General features: G+C 71.3%; 14 protein-coding genes. 6 read left to right on the forward strand and 8 right to left on the reverse strand.

Annotated features, from left to right (window positions below; all coding sequences use genetic code 11):
* Positions 1–7: 7 nt before the first annotated feature.
* From ACLJQF_RS03320 to ACLJQF_RS03340, 5 genes are all read right to left on the reverse strand, one after another.
* Positions 8–1,006, reverse strand: coding sequence for an ABC transporter permease (locus tag ACLJQF_RS03320; protein ID WP_410606697.1), 999 nt, complete (start codon positions 1,004–1,006; stop codon positions 8–10).
* Complete coding sequence (locus ACLJQF_RS03325; RefSeq protein WP_410606698.1) at positions 1,003–2,529, reverse strand: sugar ABC transporter ATP-binding protein; 1,527 nt, start codon at positions 2,527–2,529, stop codon at positions 1,003–1,005. Before ACLJQF_RS03325 ends, ACLJQF_RS03320 begins: the two co-directional genes overlap by 4 nt.
* Positions 2,526–3,713: an ROK family protein gene (locus ACLJQF_RS03330; RefSeq protein ID WP_410606699.1), complete on the reverse strand. Its 1,188-nt coding sequence runs from the start codon at positions 3,711–3,713 to the stop codon at positions 2,526–2,528. The genes ACLJQF_RS03325 and ACLJQF_RS03330 overlap by 4 nt, the downstream gene beginning before the upstream one ends.
* A 315-nt stretch (positions 3,714–4,028) precedes the next feature.
* Entirely contained in the window at positions 4,029–5,201 is a 1,173-nt protein-coding gene (locus ACLJQF_RS03335) for an ROK family protein (protein WP_410606824.1), read from the reverse strand.
* A 138-nt stretch (positions 5,202–5,339) separates the two neighbouring features.
* Entirely contained in the window at positions 5,340–6,539 is a 1,200-nt protein-coding gene (locus ACLJQF_RS03340; protein WP_410606700.1) for an FAD-dependent monooxygenase, read from the reverse strand.
* A gap of 109 nt (positions 6,540–6,648) precedes the next feature.
* On the opposite strand from ACLJQF_RS03340, the gene ACLJQF_RS03345 reads away from it, so the two are divergent.
* Positions 6,649–7,128, forward strand: a complete 480-nt coding sequence (locus ACLJQF_RS03345; RefSeq protein WP_410606701.1) for a MarR family winged helix-turn-helix transcriptional regulator — start codon at positions 6,649–6,651, stop codon at positions 7,126–7,128.
* A gap of 19 nt (positions 7,129–7,147) precedes the next feature.
* Here the strand turns inward: ACLJQF_RS03345 and ACLJQF_RS03350 are convergent, their stop codons facing one another.
* The 3 genes from ACLJQF_RS03350 to ACLJQF_RS03360 all read right to left on the reverse strand — a co-directional run bounded on the left by ACLJQF_RS03350 (position 7,148) and on the right by ACLJQF_RS03360 (position 10,655).
* Positions 7,148–8,032, reverse strand: coding sequence for an expansin EXLX1 family cellulose-binding protein (locus tag ACLJQF_RS03350; RefSeq protein WP_410606702.1), 885 nt, complete (start codon positions 8,030–8,032; stop codon positions 7,148–7,150).
* Positions 8,033–8,093: 61 nt separating this feature from the next.
* Positions 8,094–9,116: a glycoside hydrolase family 43 protein gene (locus ACLJQF_RS03355; RefSeq protein ID WP_410606703.1), complete on the reverse strand. Its 1,023-nt coding sequence runs from the start codon at positions 9,114–9,116 to the stop codon at positions 8,094–8,096.
* Positions 9,117–9,191: 75 nt separating this feature from the next.
* Positions 9,192–10,655: an RICIN domain-containing protein gene (locus tag ACLJQF_RS03360; protein ID WP_410606704.1), complete on the reverse strand. Its 1,464-nt coding sequence runs from the start codon at positions 10,653–10,655 to the stop codon at positions 9,192–9,194.
* 576 nt (positions 10,656–11,231) lie between these two features.
* On the opposite strand from ACLJQF_RS03360, the gene ACLJQF_RS03365 reads away from it, so the two are divergent.
* From ACLJQF_RS03365 to ACLJQF_RS03385, 5 genes are read left to right on the forward strand one after another with little or no spacing between them, the layout of a single operon-like run.
* Positions 11,232–12,557, forward strand: coding sequence for an ATP-binding protein (locus ACLJQF_RS03365; RefSeq protein ID WP_410606705.1), 1,326 nt, complete (start codon positions 11,232–11,234; stop codon positions 12,555–12,557).
* Entirely contained in the window at positions 12,554–12,988 is a 435-nt protein-coding gene (locus ACLJQF_RS03370; RefSeq protein ID WP_410606706.1) for a roadblock/LC7 domain-containing protein, read from the forward strand. The genes ACLJQF_RS03365 and ACLJQF_RS03370 overlap by 4 nt, the downstream gene beginning before the upstream one ends.
* Before the next feature lies 1 nt (position 12,989).
* Positions 12,990–13,349 carry a DUF742 domain-containing protein gene (locus tag ACLJQF_RS03375; RefSeq protein ID WP_410606707.1) on the forward strand — a complete coding sequence of 120 codons (360 nt, stop codon included), beginning with the start codon at positions 12,990–12,992 and terminating at the stop codon, positions 13,347–13,349.
* Between the two features lie 52 nt (positions 13,350–13,401).
* Positions 13,402–13,935 carry a GTP-binding protein gene (locus tag ACLJQF_RS03380; RefSeq protein WP_410606825.1) on the forward strand — a complete coding sequence of 178 codons (534 nt, stop codon included), beginning with the start codon at positions 13,402–13,404 and terminating at the stop codon, positions 13,933–13,935.
* A complete protein-coding gene (locus ACLJQF_RS03385) occupies positions 13,932–15,140 on the forward strand; it encodes a cytochrome P450 (protein ID WP_410606708.1) in 1,209 nt (402 codons plus the stop codon). Before ACLJQF_RS03380 ends, ACLJQF_RS03385 begins: the two co-directional genes overlap by 4 nt.
* The last annotated feature ends 119 nt before the right edge of the window (positions 15,141–15,259 follow it).

The following is a 15,259-nucleotide window of genomic DNA, read 5'->3' on the forward strand; positions in this document are numbered from 1 at the left end:
GTGGTGACTAACTACCGGTCCTGGCTTTCCTGGCCCGGAACTGCAAGAGCACGGCGAGCACGATGATCACGCCCTTGGCGATGTTCTGGATGTCGGTGTCCAGGTTGTTCAGCGTGAAGATGTTCGACAGCACCGTGAAGATCAGCACGCCGACGAGGGTGCCGATGAGCGAGCCGCGGCCGCCGGTCAGCAGCGTGCCGCCGATGACCACCGCCGCGATCGCGTCGAGCTCGTAGAACATGCCGTTGGTCGACGCGCCCGCCGTCGTCCGCGCGACGACCATGAGCGCGGCGATCCCGCAGCACAGCCCGGCCACGCCGTAGACGAGCGCGAGGTGCCGCTTGACGTTGATCCCGGCCAGCCGCGACGCCTCGGCGTTGCCGCCCACCGCGTACGTCCGGCGGCCGAACGTGGTGCGGTTGAGCACCACCCAGCCGACCGCGAAGACCAGCGCGAACAGCCAGATCAGCGTCGGGATGCCGAGGAAGCTGCCGCGGAAGAAGGCCAGGAAGTCCTGGTCGGCCACGACCTGGGTGCGGCGGCCGCTGATCCGTTCGGCGAGCCCGCGGGCCGAGACGTACATCGCCAGCGTCGCGATGAACGGCACGACCTTGCCGTAGGCGATGAGCACGCCGTTGACCAGCCCGCAGCCGAGGCCGACCGCCAGTCCACAAAGGACCATCACCCACGGCCCGTACGACTGGGTCGCCAGCGTCGTGAGCCAGACGCCGGCCAGGCCGACCATCGAGCCGACCGACAGGTCGATGCCGCCGCTGATGATCACGAACGTCATCCCGACGCTGACCACGCCGATCGCCGCGGCCAGCCGCAGGATCGTCGAGATGTTGCTTTCGGTGAAGAACAGCTCAGGCCGGGTGAATTGGCCGACCAGGCAGAGCACGACGAGCACGGCCACCAGGCCGAGCAGCCGCGGGTCGGCGGTGAAGGTGAACCGCTTCCGTTCCGCGGGCAGCGCTTCCTGGGGCGGTGCTTGGGTTTCGGTCATGCCGCGCTCCCCTCGAGAATCACGTCGAGCACCTCGGCCTCGGTCAGCCCGGTGGAGCGCCGGTCGGCGAGGACACGGCCCTCGCGCAGCACCAGCACCCGGTCGGACAGCCCGAGCACCTCGGGGATTTCGCTGGACACCAGCACGATCGCCACGCCGGTCGCGGCCAGCTCGTCGATCAGCCGGTACAACTCGGCCCGGGCGCCGACGTCGACCCCGCGCGTCGGCTCGTCGAGCAGCAGCACCCGGCACCCGCGGACCAGCCACCGCGCGAGCACGGCCTTTTGCTGGTTGCCGCCGGACAGCGTGCGGACGATCCGCCGTGGGTCGGCGGGCCGCAGGTCGAGGCGGCGCAGGCTCGCGCCGGCGTCGTCCAGTTCCTTGGCGCGCTCGGTGAACCCGAGTTTCGCGTACCGGCCGAGGCTGGCCAGCGTCACGTTGTGCACCACCGGCAGGTCCAGCAGCAGGCCCTGGCTCTTGCGCTCCTCCGGGGCGAGGCCGATGCCCGCCTTGACGGCCGCCCGGACGCCGGCGCCGAGCGGCTTGCCCTGCACCGTCACGGTTCCACGGTCGGCCTTGCGCGCGCCGAAGATCGTTTCCAGCAGCTCGCTTCGCCCGGAGCCGACCAGCCCGGCGATGCCGACGACCTCGCCGGCGTGGACGGTGAAGCTCACGTCCTCGAACTCGCCGTCCCGGGAGAGGTTCTCGACGGCGAGGGCGATCTCCGGCCGGGCGTGGCCGTCGTGGCGCGGCCCGAAGACCGTCTCCACCTTGCGCCCGGCCATCAGCGCGACCAGGTCGGCCGTTGGCGTGGTGCGGGCGTCGAGGCCGGTGCCGACGGTCCGGCCGTCCTTGAGCACGGTCACCCGGTGCCCGATCCGGCGCAGCTCCTCGAGCCGGTGCGAGATGTAGACGACCGCGACACCGTCGGCGGTCAGCTCGCCGACGATCCGGAAGAGGTTGTCGACCTCCTCGCCGGCCAGCGCGGCGGTGGGTTCGTCCATCACAAGCAGCCGGGCGTCGTGGGCGAGCGCGCGGGCCATCGAGACCAGCTGCTGCCCGGCGGCCGACAGCTTGCCGACCTCGGTCGACGGCCGGATATCCGGGTGCCCGAGGCGGGCCATCAGGCGGGCGGCCTCGTCGCGGGCCTGGGAGATCCGCGTGAAGCCGAAGCTGGCGCGTTCGTGGCCGAGGAAGATGTTGTCCGCCACCGAAAGCCCGGGCACCAGGTCGAGCTCCTGGTACATGGTGGCGATGCCCAGGCGCAGGGCGTCGACCGGCGAGCCGAGTTCGACGCGCTCGCCGGCCCAGGTGAGCTCGCCGGAGTCCGGTCGGTGCGCGCCGGACAGGACCTTGATCAGCGTCGACTTCCCGGCGCCGTTCTGGCCGAGCAGGCAGTGCACCTCGCCGGGTTCGACGTCGAGGTCGACGCCGTCGAGGGCGCGGACCCCGGGGAACGTCTTCACGATCCCGCGGACGGAGAGCAGCGCAGTGGTGAATGATTCACTCGCAAGCTCGCTCATACCGTGGCCTCCTCGGCGAGCGTCGGGTTCGCGAACAGCCGCTCGGCCGCCAGGTGCGCGGCGCCCCACAACGGAGCCCGCAGGCCGAGCCCGGAGGCCACGACCCGCGCCTGCCCGAGCGGCCGGGCGGCGAGCTCGACGCGGACCGGTTCGACCAGCCACTCGCCCAGTTCCGCGAAATAGCCGCCGAGCACGACGACGTCCGGGTCGAGCACGTCGACCACAGTGGACAGTGCGACGCCGAGCGCGACGCCGAGTTCGTGGACCGCCGTCACCGCGCGCTGGTCGCCGCGCCGGATGCGGTCGGCGAGCAGGGCGACGCGGCCTCCGACGCCGGGGGCGGGATCGTGCAGCGGGTCGCCCGGGGCCGCGGCCGCGCGCAGGACGGCGGCCAGGTTCGCCTTCGTCTCCAGGCAGCCCGTCCGGCCGCAGGAGCAGCGCTCGCCGGACGGGTCGACGGCGATGTGCCCGACCTCGCCCGCGAAGCCGCGGGCACCGCGCAGGATCGTGCCGCCGGAGACGAACCCGCCGCCGACGGCGGTGCCGCCGCCGAGGTAGAAGACCTCCGTCCCGGTGCCCGCGACCGATTCGGCGAAGGCCCCGAGGTTGGCGTCGTTGTCCACGGCGATGGCGTCGATCGGGACGGCCAGCCGGGCCGCCATCAGATCGGCGATTTCGGCGTCCCGCCAGCGCAGCGCCGGGGCGAACCGCAGCACGGCGGCGGCCGAGTCGACCAGCCCGGGCACCGAGATCGCGACCCCGACCGGTGGGCCGGGCAGTACCGCCTGCGCCAGGCGGGCGAGTTCGTCCAGCCCGGCGGGGAGCCCGAGCGCGGCGACGTCGACGGCCTCGGTTCGCTCGGCCAGTACCCGCCCGGACAGATCGGTGACCAGGGCCGACAGCCGGTCGGCCTCGATGCCCAGAGCCAGCGCGTACGCGTCTTCGCCGTGCAGCTCGACCAGCCGGCTCGGCCGCCCGTTGCCGGGGCGGACCCCGGCGGGCCGGACCAGGCCGCGCTCGGCGAGTTCGGTGAGCAGGCCGGGCACCGCGGACTTCGCGATCCCGCAGCGGGCCGCCAGCTGCGTGCGCGAGAGCGGGCCGGTGCGCAGGGCCCGCAGGACCGCGGCCAGGTTCGCCGTACGCGGGCTCGCCGAGCCGGCTCGCCTCGTCCCGGTGACGGCCACGGTGCCCCCATCTTGCGCTGACTAGTGAACACACTTTGTCACTCAGGCAGCGAAAGTAGGGTGACTCGCATCACTCGTCAAGGTGATACTGGGGCATCAAGTCGGGTTTTCACCCGGATAGACGTGCGAAACCGGACATACTTTCGATCTCGACGTGCAAAAGTCTGCTTAGTTTCAGCGTTACACTATGGCCGCGCTCACCAACCGCACGTAAGTCTCCGCCCGCTCCGAAAGTTCGTGAAGGCCACCTTCAGGAACTTAAACTTCCTCAAGGTGGCCTTCACGAACTTGGGTCGGCAGCCGGGCGCCCGGGGGTCAGCTGCTGAGGGTGAAGGCCCGGTCGGTGGCCGACCACGCGGCCCCGATCACGCCCGCCGTCTCGCCCAGCTCGGACAGCACGATCGGCAGGTTTCCGGTGGCCAGCGGCAGCGAGCGCCGGTACACCGCGCTGCGCACCTCGGCGAGCAGCTGGTGCCCGAGCTGGGCCACCCCGCCGCCGATCACCACCATGCCGGGGTTGATGAAGCAGACCAGCGAGGCGATGACCTGGCCGAGCCGCCGTCCGCCGTCGCGGATGAGGTTGACCGCGCCGGCGTCGCCCGCCGCGGCGGCCCGGCCGACGTCGCGAGCGGTGACCGCCCCGCGTTCGGCGGCCGCCTCGGCCAGGTGCGCCGACCGGCCGCTGCGGGCCAGAGCCAGCCCGTCGCGGGCCAGCGAGGCCCCGCCGAAGTAGGCCTCCAGGCAGCCGACCTCGCCGCACGCGCAGGTCGGGCCGAAGTCGTCGAGCCGGATGTGGCCGATGTCGCCTGCCGTGCCCGCGACCCCGCGGTAGACCTTGCCGCCGAGCACGATCCCGCAGCCGATCCCGGTGCCGATCTTGACGAACATCAGGTCGTCGGTCGAGCGCGCGACCCCGGCGTGCCGCTCGCCCAGCGCCATCGCGTTGACGTCGTTGTCCACCGCGACCGGGCAGCCCCAGAGCCCGCCGAGGTGGTCGCGCACGTTGAACCGGTCCCAGCCGGGCATGATCGGCGGCGCGACGGCCATCCCCTCGGCGAAGCTGACCGGCCCCGGCAGCCCGATGCCGGCCGCGACCAGCCGGCCGGGCGCCTCGTCCCGGACCTTGGCCGCGAGCTCGGCCACCCGCCGCAGCACCGGGTGCGGCCCCTGCCGTACATTGCAGTCCTCGACGGCGTGCGCGAGCACCTCGCACGAAGCGTCGGTGACGGCGACGCCGACCGACGTCGCGCCGACGTCCACCGCGAGCACCCGCAGCTCCCCGGCGAGCCGGACCAGCGTCGACCGCCGCCCGCCCCGGCTGGCCGAGGGCCCCGCGGCCTCGACGAGCCCGACCTCGGCGAGCCGCGCCACCTCGGCGCCCACCCGGGCGCGCGGCAGTTCCAGCCGCTCCCCCAGCTCGACCCGCGACATCGGGCCGTCGTCGCGCAGCAGGGTCAGCAACCGGGTCTGGTGCCGGGTTTCGACCATCGACTGCTCCGGGGTGGATACCGTGCTCATTCGCTTCAGCCTACGGTGCTTCACCGGCCGGCTGTGTGCCCGGCGCAGCGGTGCCGCGGGGTGTCTTGAATGACTCATTCCGGACGTCGGAGGTCCTGAATGAGTCATTCAAGACGTCGCGACACGGTGCTCCTGTCGCCGGAAGTCCGGCAGCGTCAGGGCCGAGTGCTCGGGCCGGGGTGTGCTCGGCGGGGCCGTGGTGAGCTGCCGGAGTGCGGTGTTGCGGCGTTCGAGGGCTTCCGCCGTCGCCGGGAACAACGTCGCCTGGCCTTCGGTCACCAGAGCCTGGTTGGCTTCGACGAAGCCCCGCAAGCGGTGCTCGTAGGCGGCGAAGGCCGCCGTGTGGTCCGGGATGGTGGCCAGTGCGTGGCCGAGCACGTACGCGCCGACGAGGGCAAGGCTGGTGCCCTGGCCGGTGAGGAACGACGGCGCGTGGGCGGCGTCGCCGGCGAGCGCGACGCGGCCGGATGACCAGCCCGGCATGCGGATCTGGCTGATCACGTCGAAGAACAGGTCGTCGGCCTCGCGCATCGCCGCAACCATGCGCGGGATTTCCCAGCCGTCGCCGTCGAAGGTGCGGGCGATGAGGTCGCGCTGGGCCGCGGGGTCGCGGAACGCCTCCATCGGCGGCTCCGGCCGGGCGGAGATCAGGAAGCCGTGCACTTCTTCGCTGTCGAGGACCGCGTACAGCGCCGCACCCTTGCCGGGCGTGCTCCACGCGAGCCCCTCGCGGAAGAGGCCGAAGTCGTTGGGCATGGTGAACCCGGCGAAGGTGTAGCCGAGGTAGTGGTGGAACGGTGCCTCGTCGCCGAAGACGAGCTCGCGGGTCCGGGAGTGCAGCCCGTCGGCGCCGAGCACCAGGTCGTAGGTGCCCCGGCGGCCGCTGCGGAAGGTGACGTCGACTCCGCCGGCGTGCTCGGTGAGGGTTTCGACGGTGTCGCCGAACCGGACCTCGACGTCGTCGCGCACCAGGTCGTACAGCGTCCGGATCAGGTCGCCCCGGCGGATCTCGAGGTCCTCGCCGTCGGCACCGCCGATGATCGCGTCGGGGGCCAGTGCCGCGATTTCGCCGCCGTCGGCATCGAGGAAGGTCAACCGCCGCGTCGAGATGTGCAGGTCCCGCAGGCTGGGCAGGATCCCCATCCGGTCGACGGCGGTCAGCGCCGTGCCGCGGACGTCGATGGGATAGCCGCCGACCCGGAGCCCGGGTGCCTTTTCCACGATGGTGACCGCGAACCCGGCCTGCCGCAGCCAGAAGGCCAGGGCCGGCCCGGCGATGCTGGCGCCCGAAATCAGCACGCTCTTCATGAGATCTCCCATAGCTAAGTTAGGTATCCATATTCGAGGTGCGACAATGCCCGTGATCGACCCCCGACTCGACCGACTATATACCTAAGTTAGCTATCTAAGAGGTGTGATGGGCGACACAGACGCGTCCGACCTGCGTGCCGTGCTGCCCCGGATCATGCAGCTGGGCACCCTGATGAACCGCAGCGGTCTCGGCGAGCGGGCGATGAAGCGGATCGGGGCCGACCTCGACCGGCCCGGGCTGTCGATCCTCCTCGCCCTGCACATGACCGGGAAGGCGATGCGCGTCGGCGAGATCGCCGACCGGATGCAGGTCGCCGGGCCGCACGTCACCCGGCACCTGCACGTGCTCGAACGACGGCGGCTCGTGCACGGCCTGGCCGACCCCGACGACCGGCGCGCCCGGCTGGTCGAGCTGACCCCCGACGGCGCCGAGATCGCCGACCGGTACGTCACCACGCTGCTCGGCTGGTTCGGCGACGCGTTGTCCGGCTGGGCGCCGGAGGACCGCCGGACCTTCTACGACCTGCTCCTGCGGTTCACCGACGACTTCGCGGCCTTCCTGTCGGCGACCGCCGAAGAGCCGTGACGCGGGCCGGTGGCCATGGTCAGTGCCGGGCGAACTGCCGGTTCGCCGGCTGACTGACGCCGGGTTTGACCGGCAGCGGGTCGACGACCAGCCGCTCGCCGTGGATGTCGGTGATCGCGACGGCGCCGCCGCACCCGGCGCCGTTCTCCGACAGGAAGTAGTTGTAGTCGGTGCGCTGCAGCCGTTTCCAGCTGCCGCCTGCCCGGACTTCCAGGCGGGCCACCGGATTGCGGTGGTCGATCACCTGGATCCCGCACCAGTACTGGGACGAGCCGTCCTTGTAGCGCAGGGAGATGTCCGGCACCGACGGCGGGCTGACCAGCTTCCAGGTGACCGGGATTTCGCCGAGGTTGCGCGCCCCGAGGCGGTCGAACGCCTTCGGGTTGAGGTCGACCTGCCCCACGCGGCACGGCGCCGGGCACAGGTTCGTGATCCGCACCGTCACACTCGCGCCGTTGGCCGCCTGCACCTGGACGTAGGCGCCACAGGCCTGGGAACCCTCGAAGTCGGCGACGTTCATGGCCGCGTTCAACGGATCCGTGCTCGCGTCGTACCCGCACGCGCCGGTGCCGTCGGTGTCGTAGAAGGTGGCCACGCCGGAGTGGGTCACGCCCGGCTTGATCCGGCCGGCGAGCGGCGCGTCCCCGGAAACGGCCGCGGACGTCGGCTTCGCGGTGCCGGCGGACGCGGAAGTCGAGGTCGTGGTCGTGGTCGTGGGCGAAACCGGCGGCGTGCTCACGGGTGGGGTGGTGGTAGCGGCGGCTCCGATCGCGGGGGCGGCGTCCGACCGGTTCGCCGCCGCGGCGGGGGCCGTGCCGTCCGTCCGGGTCGCCACCAGGACGACGACCGTCGCGGCCACCACGAGCACCGCCACGATCGCCCCGATCACCGCACGTCTGCGCACCGCAACTCCTGGCTCACGACTCCGTTTGATGGTCCACAGTAGACAGCACGCGGGGTGCGGGTCAACGAGCGAGCCGGTGGTACTCGGCCCGCGTCACCGGCAGGACCGTGCCGTGCCGGGGCTTGCCGGGCAACTGTGCGCCCGGCACCGGGCGCCAGTCGCCGGAGTCCAGGTCCGTGGTCTCGAACGGCCGGTATCCGGCGCCGCCGTACTCGTCGACGAACAGGTACCGCCGCTTCTCGGTGTTCGACCGGAACACCAGCGGGCCCTCGCCGCCGACGATCGCGTCCTTGCCGATGCACTCCTTCACCAGGTCGTAGCTGCGGCTCAGGAGGACCTTCGACTTCTCCTCGGTGACGTACCGGCCGCACGGGGTCGAGCCACCGCCGCCGGGGCCGCGGTCGTCCTGGGAGAACCGGTAGTACTCGCCGTCGTGGCGGATCACCGTGGAGTCGATCACCGAGTGTCCCGGGTCGAACCACGTCTTCGCCTCGCTGAACGTGCGGAAGTCCCGGGTGGTCGCGTACATGATCCGGTTGTAGGAGGTCGTGACGTGGCCGGGGTCGTCGGCCGGGTAGAGGGTGGACGCCCAGAACACCACGTACGCACCGCGCGCCGGGTCGTAGAACGCCTCCGGCGCCCAGACGTTGCCCGCGGTCTCCGGCGCGACCGGCACCAGCCGGGGCGCGCTCCACCGCACCAGGTCCGCCGACTCCCACACCACGATCGAGCGGCTGCCGTGCCGCCACGACTGCTCCCAGTCGTCGCGGCCGTACATCCGCAGGTCCGTCGCGATCAGGTAGAACCGGTCCCCGCGCGGCGACCGGATGACGAACGGGTCGCGAACACCCTTGGTCCCGACATCCGACCGCAACGCCGGACCGGCGCCGGGTTGCTGCCACCGCAACGGGTCGTTGCCCTGGCTCAACGCGAAGTAGACCTGCTCGCCGTCCGCCGTGCCTTCGCCGGTGAAGTAGGCGAACAGGTACCCGGCATATCCCGGGTGAGCAAGCGCCGGTCCCATCGGCACCAGCAACCCGGCGGCGATCAGCAGCACCGAGGCCAGGATCCGGAACCCGCGCACGCTCGTGTCTCCTTCGATCCGCTGCCGTCGTATGTTAACGCTCACATCCGGTCAGCGGAAGAGGAAGAGGTCATCTCAGGAGATCGTCCACACCTGGTTCGCCGCGCCCGTCCCGCCGAGCTGGGCGACCGGCGCCCCATTCGCGGTCGACGACCCGGACACCCCGATCGCGAGCCCGCTGTTGATGTTCTGCAGGAAGTACTGGCTGCCGGTGAGGCTGCCCACCAGGTCCGCGGCCCACTGCTGACCGGCGGCGCCGGTGCAGGTCCACTGCTGCAGCTGGATTCCGCTCGCCGTGGACCCGTCCGGCACGTCGAGGCACAGGCCGCTGTTGACGTTGACCACCGTGAAGACGTTGTCGGCGAGCTTCGTCAGCCGCCACTGCTGGTTGGCACCGCCGTGCGCGGGCCACTGGATGATCTTGCCGCCGGCCGCGGTGGAGGCGCCCGAAGCGTCGAGCACCTGCGAACTGCCGGCGTTTTTCAGCACGTGGGTCGTGGCGCTCGGCAGCCCCGAATTCGCCGACCACGTGCCCGCGTCGGCGTCGAGGTTCCAGCTCGGGTACTGGCCGAGGCTGACCGTCGTGCCGCGGATCGTGAGCGGCAGCCAGATCAGCGGCGAATTGCCCATGGCGTTGCCCGTCCAGCGGTCGCCCGCGTAGACGTAGGTGGTCGCCGAGCTACCCTGGACCGTGATGATGTTCGCGGTCTGGCTGTTGTAGGTGTTCGTACCCGGCGCCGCGAAGTTGCGGAACGGCGACCAGGGACCGGCGAGCGACGTCGCGGTCGCGTACACGTTGTCGTTGGTGGCCCACCCGGTCAGGTGCGAGGCCAGCAGGTAGTACGTCCCCTCGACCTTGATCACAGCCGGGGACTCGAGGTTCGGCAAGGTCGCCACCGCACTCGCCACCGACAGGTAGTCCGCGGACAGCCGGTAGATGCGAAGGCTGCGGCCGGCGTTCTCGCTCATCAGGTAGGCGGACCCGTCGGCGTCCTGGAACAGGCCGATGTCGCGGCTCTGGTTGCCCAGCGGCTGGAAGCTCCCCCGGTAGCTGTACGGCCCGCAGGGCGTCGGGCTGGTCGCCACCCCGACCCGCTGGTCGGAGTAGCTCGTGTTGTCGATGTGCAGGTACATCACGTACATCCGGGTGGTGGCGTTGTAGATGACCTTGGGCCGTTCGACGATGCGGTTCGGCCCGAGGTCGCCACTGGCCTGTTTCGCCAGCGCGATCCCCTGGTAGGTCCAGTTCGCCAGATCGGTGGAGGTGTAGCAGGGGATGTCCTGGAACGCGGTGTTCGCCGTGGTCTGGCCGGTCTTGTCTTCGCCGAAGCCGTACCAGGTGGTCCCGACGCGGACGATGCCCAGGCCGTGCAGCTGCAGCGCGCGGCCGGCGGTGTCGGTGCGCGTGACGCCGAGGGTGAACGAGTTCGCCGCCGCGTGCGCGCGTTCCGCGGGCGCCAGAACGCCCGCCAGCACGGCGATCAGGACGACGAGCAGAGCGAGCGGCCGGTTCGCGACCTGGTGCGGTGAGCTGGACATCGGTGTCCTCTCCATGGGGAGCGGGAAGGCGGCCTTCGGCGTCGAACCGGTTCGCTAACTCGGTTCGCCAGGATAGTACGAACCCGGCCGTCGGCAGGTCAACGACGTCGTGCGCCCGCCGGTCGCGCCGACCGCCCCCCGATCCACGGCCGACCCGAGCGAACATCATGCAGAGCTTGCCACACAAGGGAATCTGCGAACTTCGCCAAGCCCATCCGGTCTCCGGCACGCGGCGACGCGATCGCGCGGGACGTGAAAGTTACGCCGCCATCGTGTGCGTCGTCGAACCGGTTCCGGGTGCTGAACCGGGGTTGCGGTGGTCCCCCCATTCCCCGGCCATTTTCCGATAGGCACTCCCGATCCGTGGGGAATTGACTTGAAACATCGGCTGCCCGCGAAGTTGTGCCAGTGCAGATTGACTCTTACGGACGGGAAAGATCGGCGCTAGGGTCGTCCTCGCCCTGGCGACGCTCCCGCGTGCCCTTTCCCCGAATCCCGCTGAAACCCCGGCGCAGCCCGATATCCGGGTGCCGCGCGCCGTTGTCCTGTTTCCGACCGCCCGCGAGGACCTGATCGATGTCAGTGCACTTACCCGCCCGCTACGTTCTGCCGGCCGCCGCAGTCGTCACCGGCGGGCTGTGGTGGTGGATGACGGCCGGGGTGCCCGGGGCGGACCGGATGGTCGTGGCCTGGTACGGCGGAGTGGCGGCGGTGCTGGTGTGTGCGGCGGTCACCGTCGCCGCGTACTGCGCGCAGGCCGCGCGCCGACACCGAAACCGGATCACGGCGCTGGACGCACAGGTCGCTCGGCTTGCCGGCGAGACGCTGCCCGCGGTGGTCCGGCGGGTGCGCGACGGAGCGTCGGTGGACACCGCACTCGCCGAAGTGCCGGACTCGGTCGACGGTGCCCACCGGCAGCTGCTGGCGACGGTCGCGCAGGAGATCGGCCGGAGCGAACGGATGCGCGCGGCCACGATGGCGGCCTGCGCCAACGCCGCCGGCCGCGTCCAGGCGCTGGCCACCAGCATGCTGGCCGACCTGCGGGAAATGGAAGGCCGCTACGACGAGAACGTCCTCGGCGACCTGCTCGAACTGGACCACAGCACCGCGCAGGCGGGCCGCCTGGCGGACAGCATCGCGGTCCTGACCGGCGCGCGGTCCGGCCGGCGCTGGACCAAGCCGATCGTGATGGAAAGCATCCTGCGCGGGGCGATGGGGCGCATCAGCGCCTACCAGCGGGTGCGGACGCACTCGACCAGCACCGTCGCGGTCGCCGGGTACGCCGCGGAAGGCGTCATGCACGCACTGGCCGAACTGATGGACAACGCCACCAGCTTCTCCCCTCCGTCGGAGGACGTGCACGTGTACGTGGAGGAGGTGCAGGCGGGGGTGGTGGTCACGATCGAGGACAGCGGCCTCGTCATGGGCCCCGCGGCACTGGAGCGGGCCCTGCGGGCGGTTTCCGCCGAGCCGCTGGACCTCACCACGCTGTCCGGGACCCGGCTGGGCCTGGCGGTGGTCGGGTGCCTGGCGCGCAAGCACGGCCTGAGCGTGCACTTCAGGCCGTCCGCGCGGGGCGGCACCGGAGTGGTGGTGATGATCCCCCGGACCTTGATCACCCAGTCCGAGCCGGAGGCTCCGCCGGTCACGCCGAGCCCGGCGGCGGTGCGCACCCAGCCCGCCGAAGCGGCACCCGCCGCACCTGCGTCCACAGTGGAGGGTGAGCTGTCCGGGCTGCCGCAGCGGCGCCGCGGGCAGACATTGGCGGCCGCGCCCAAGGCAGCGCCACCGCCGGCGGCGAAGCCCGCACCGGCCCGTGCCGACGCCGGCGCGCGGTTCAGCGCGTTCCACGCGGCCGGCCGGGGAACCCGCCCTTCTGCTGCCTCGGAGGACAGCCGATGAACACCACGGATCACGATCTCGACTGGCTGCTGGAGAACCTCCGGAGCAAGACGCCGGGCACGCGGCACGCCCTGGTGCTGTCCAAGGACGGCCTCAAGCTCTGCCACACCCGCGGGCTCACGATCGACCAGGCCGACCAGCTGGCCGCCATCGCCTCCGGCATCCAGAGCCTGGCGTACGGCACGTCCATCGAGTTCGGCGACGGCACCGGCGGCGTGCGCCAGTCGATGACGGAGTTCCACGGCGGGATGCTGTTCATCGTGGAAGCCGGCGAAGGCGCCCACCTCGCCGTGATCGCCGCCGACGACGCGGACGTGGGCCTGATCGGCCACAACATGAACGAGCTCGTCGAGCAGATCGGCGAGTACCTGACCGCCCCGGCCCGCCCTCAGCCGCGGCACGATCAGCCGCAGCCCACCGCGGCCGGATGACATGACCCGGGAACACCTCCACCGCGAAGACCCGGACCGGTTGTACACCGTCACCGGTGGGCGCAGCCGCGCGAACGAGAGCGCACTGGACCTGGTGACGCTGATCGTGAGCGAAGGCGATCCGGTCCCGGGCATGCAGTCCGAGCACGTCAAGATCCTTCGCCTGTGCCGGCACCCGACGGCGCTGGTGGAGGTCTCCTCGGAGCTGGGCCTTCCGGTGAGCGTCGTGAAGATCCTGTTGTGCGACCTGCTCGACACCGGCCGGATCACTGCCCGCCACCCGTCCTCGGCTCCCGTGGACACCGATCTGCCCGATCTCGAAACCCTGAAGCAGGTACTCGTTGGACTGCAGAAACTCTGACCAGGACGTCCGTACTCCGCTGCCGAGCACCGCCAGGGACGGGCTGAAGATCGTGATCGTCGGCGGGTTCGGCGTCGGCAAGACGACCATGGTCCGTTCGGTCAGCGAAATCCGCCCCCTGAGCACCGAGGAAACCATGACGCAGGCGGGCGTCGGGATCGACGACGGCGCCTCGCCCGGGAAGACCACCACCACGGTCGCGTTCGACTTCGGGCGGATCAGCCTGAACGAGCAGATGGTGTTGTACCTGTTCGGCGCACCGGGCCAGGAACGGTTCTGGTTCCTCTGGGATCGGCTGTTCGCCGGGACGCTGGGCGCCGTCGTGCTGGTGGACACCCACCGGCTGGCCGACTCCTGGTACTCCATCGACCGCCTCGAACACCACGGGACGCCGTTCATCGTCGCGCGCAACAACTTCGGCGAGCCGCAGCACTCCCTGGACCAGGTGCGCCAGGCTCTGGACCTGTCCGCCGACGTGCCGCTGATCGACTGCGACGCCCGCCGGCGCGATTCCAGCAAGACCGTCCTGCTCTCCCTCGTCCACCACCTCTTCGCCTTGTCCGCCGCCCGGGAGACCACGTCATGAGCACCCCTCAGCCCGCACTCGCCACGCCGTTGTCCGGGCCGCGGTTCCAGCAGACGTCCGCCGATCTCTACGCGGAGCTGCGGCGCACGCACGGGCCGGTGGCCCCGGTCCTGCTCGACGGCGACGTGCCGGCGTGGCTGGTACTGGGCTACCGCGAGGTGCAGTACGTCGTGAGCAATCCGGAGGTCTTCGGGCGCGACTCCCGGCGCTGGAACGCCTGGGACCGCGTCCCGCCCGACTGGCCCCTGCTCCCGCTGCTGGCCCACCAGCCCACGATGATGTTCGCCGAGGGCGCCGAGCACCGGCGGCGGGCCGGGGCGCTCGACGAGGCACTCGGCGCCGTCGACCAGTTCGACCTGGGTGCGCGGGCCCAGCAGGTGGCCGACCAGCTCATCGACGCCTTCGCCGGGAGCGGCGAGGCCGACCTGATCACCCAGTACGCCGACGGGATCCCGCTGCCCGTCGTCGCCCGGATGATCGGCGTGCCGGAGGCGGAGACCGCCGACCTGGTCCGCGACGTCTACCAGACGCACGCCGCCGGCGAGGGCGCGAACGAGGCCTACGCGCGCGTCCGGGACAAGGTGCGGAGCATGGTCGAGGCCAAACGACGCGAGCCCGGGCCGGACGTCACGTCGCGGCTGCTGGCCCACCCCGCCGCGCTCGCCGACGAAGAGATCACCGAGGACCTGCTCCACCTGATGAACGCGGGCCAGCTGCCCACCGCGTACTGGATCGGCAACACCCTGCGGCTGATGCTCACCGACGACCGCTTCGCGATGACCCTGTCCGGCGGCCGCCGGAGCGTCGGCCAGGCGTTGAACGAGGTGCTCTGGGAGGACACGCCGACCCAGAACTTCCCGGGCCGGTTCGCCGTCCACGACCTCCGGCTGGGCGGCAGCCAGATCCGCAAGGGCGACCTGCTGATCCTCGGGCTCGCCGCGGCCAACCAGGACCCGCTCGTCCGGCCGGTCCCGCAGGCCTCGACCGGCAACCAGGCGTACCTGTCGTTCAGCCACGGCGAACACCGGTGCCCGTACGCCGCCCAGGAGATCGCCAAGGTCATCGCCGAGGCGGCGATCGAGGTCCTGCTCGACCGGCTCCCGGACGTCGGGCTGGCGGTGCCGGCCGACGCACTGGCCTGGCGGCCGTCGCCGCTGTTCCGCGGACTGGCGGCGCTGCCGGTGAAGTTCACGCCGGCCTGGTGACTCCCCCGGCTCGCGGGTTCGAAACGTCTTGAATGAGTCATTCAGGACGTCCGAGGTCCTGAATGACTCATTCAAGACGTTCGCGACCGCCCCCACGCCCCTCGGCCATCCGCGAAGGG

The sequence above is a fragment of the Amycolatopsis sp. lyj-109 genome (genome assembly GCF_046548995.1).
GTDB lineage: Bacteria > Actinomycetota > Actinomycetes > Mycobacteriales > Pseudonocardiaceae > Amycolatopsis.

What these genes read in the sequence shown, in the direction of transcription:
- ACLJQF_RS03320 (WP_410606697.1), bottom strand. Translation starts at nt 1,006, where the DNA reads ATGACCGAAACCCAAGCACCGCCCCAGGAAGCGCTGCCCGCGGAACGG.
- ACLJQF_RS03325 (WP_410606698.1), bottom strand. Translation starts at nt 2,529, where the DNA reads ATGAGCGAGCTTGCGAGTGAATCATTCACCACTGCGCTGCTCTCCGTC.
- ACLJQF_RS03335 (WP_410606824.1), bottom strand. Translation starts at nt 5,201, where the DNA reads ATGGTCGAAACCCGGCACCAGACCCGGTTGCTGACCCTGCTGCGCGAC.
- ACLJQF_RS03340 (WP_410606700.1), bottom strand. Translation starts at nt 6,539, where the DNA reads ATGAAGAGCGTGCTGATTTCGGGCGCCAGCATCGCCGGGCCGGCCCTG.
- ACLJQF_RS03345 (WP_410606701.1), top strand. Translation starts at nt 6,649, where the DNA reads ATGGGCGACACAGACGCGTCCGACCTGCGTGCCGTGCTGCCCCGGATC.
- ACLJQF_RS03360 (WP_410606704.1), bottom strand. Translation starts at nt 10,655, where the DNA reads ATGTCCAGCTCACCGCACCAGGTCGCGAACCGGCCGCTCGCTCTGCTC.
- ACLJQF_RS03365 (WP_410606705.1), top strand. Translation starts at nt 11,232, where the DNA reads ATGTCAGTGCACTTACCCGCCCGCTACGTTCTGCCGGCCGCCGCAGTC.
- ACLJQF_RS03370 (WP_410606706.1), top strand. Translation starts at nt 12,554, where the DNA reads ATGAACACCACGGATCACGATCTCGACTGGCTGCTGGAGAACCTCCGG.
- ACLJQF_RS03375 (WP_410606707.1), top strand. Translation starts at nt 12,990, where the DNA reads ATGACCCGGGAACACCTCCACCGCGAAGACCCGGACCGGTTGTACACC.
- ACLJQF_RS03385 (WP_410606708.1), top strand. Translation starts at nt 13,932, where the DNA reads ATGAGCACCCCTCAGCCCGCACTCGCCACGCCGTTGTCCGGGCCGCGG.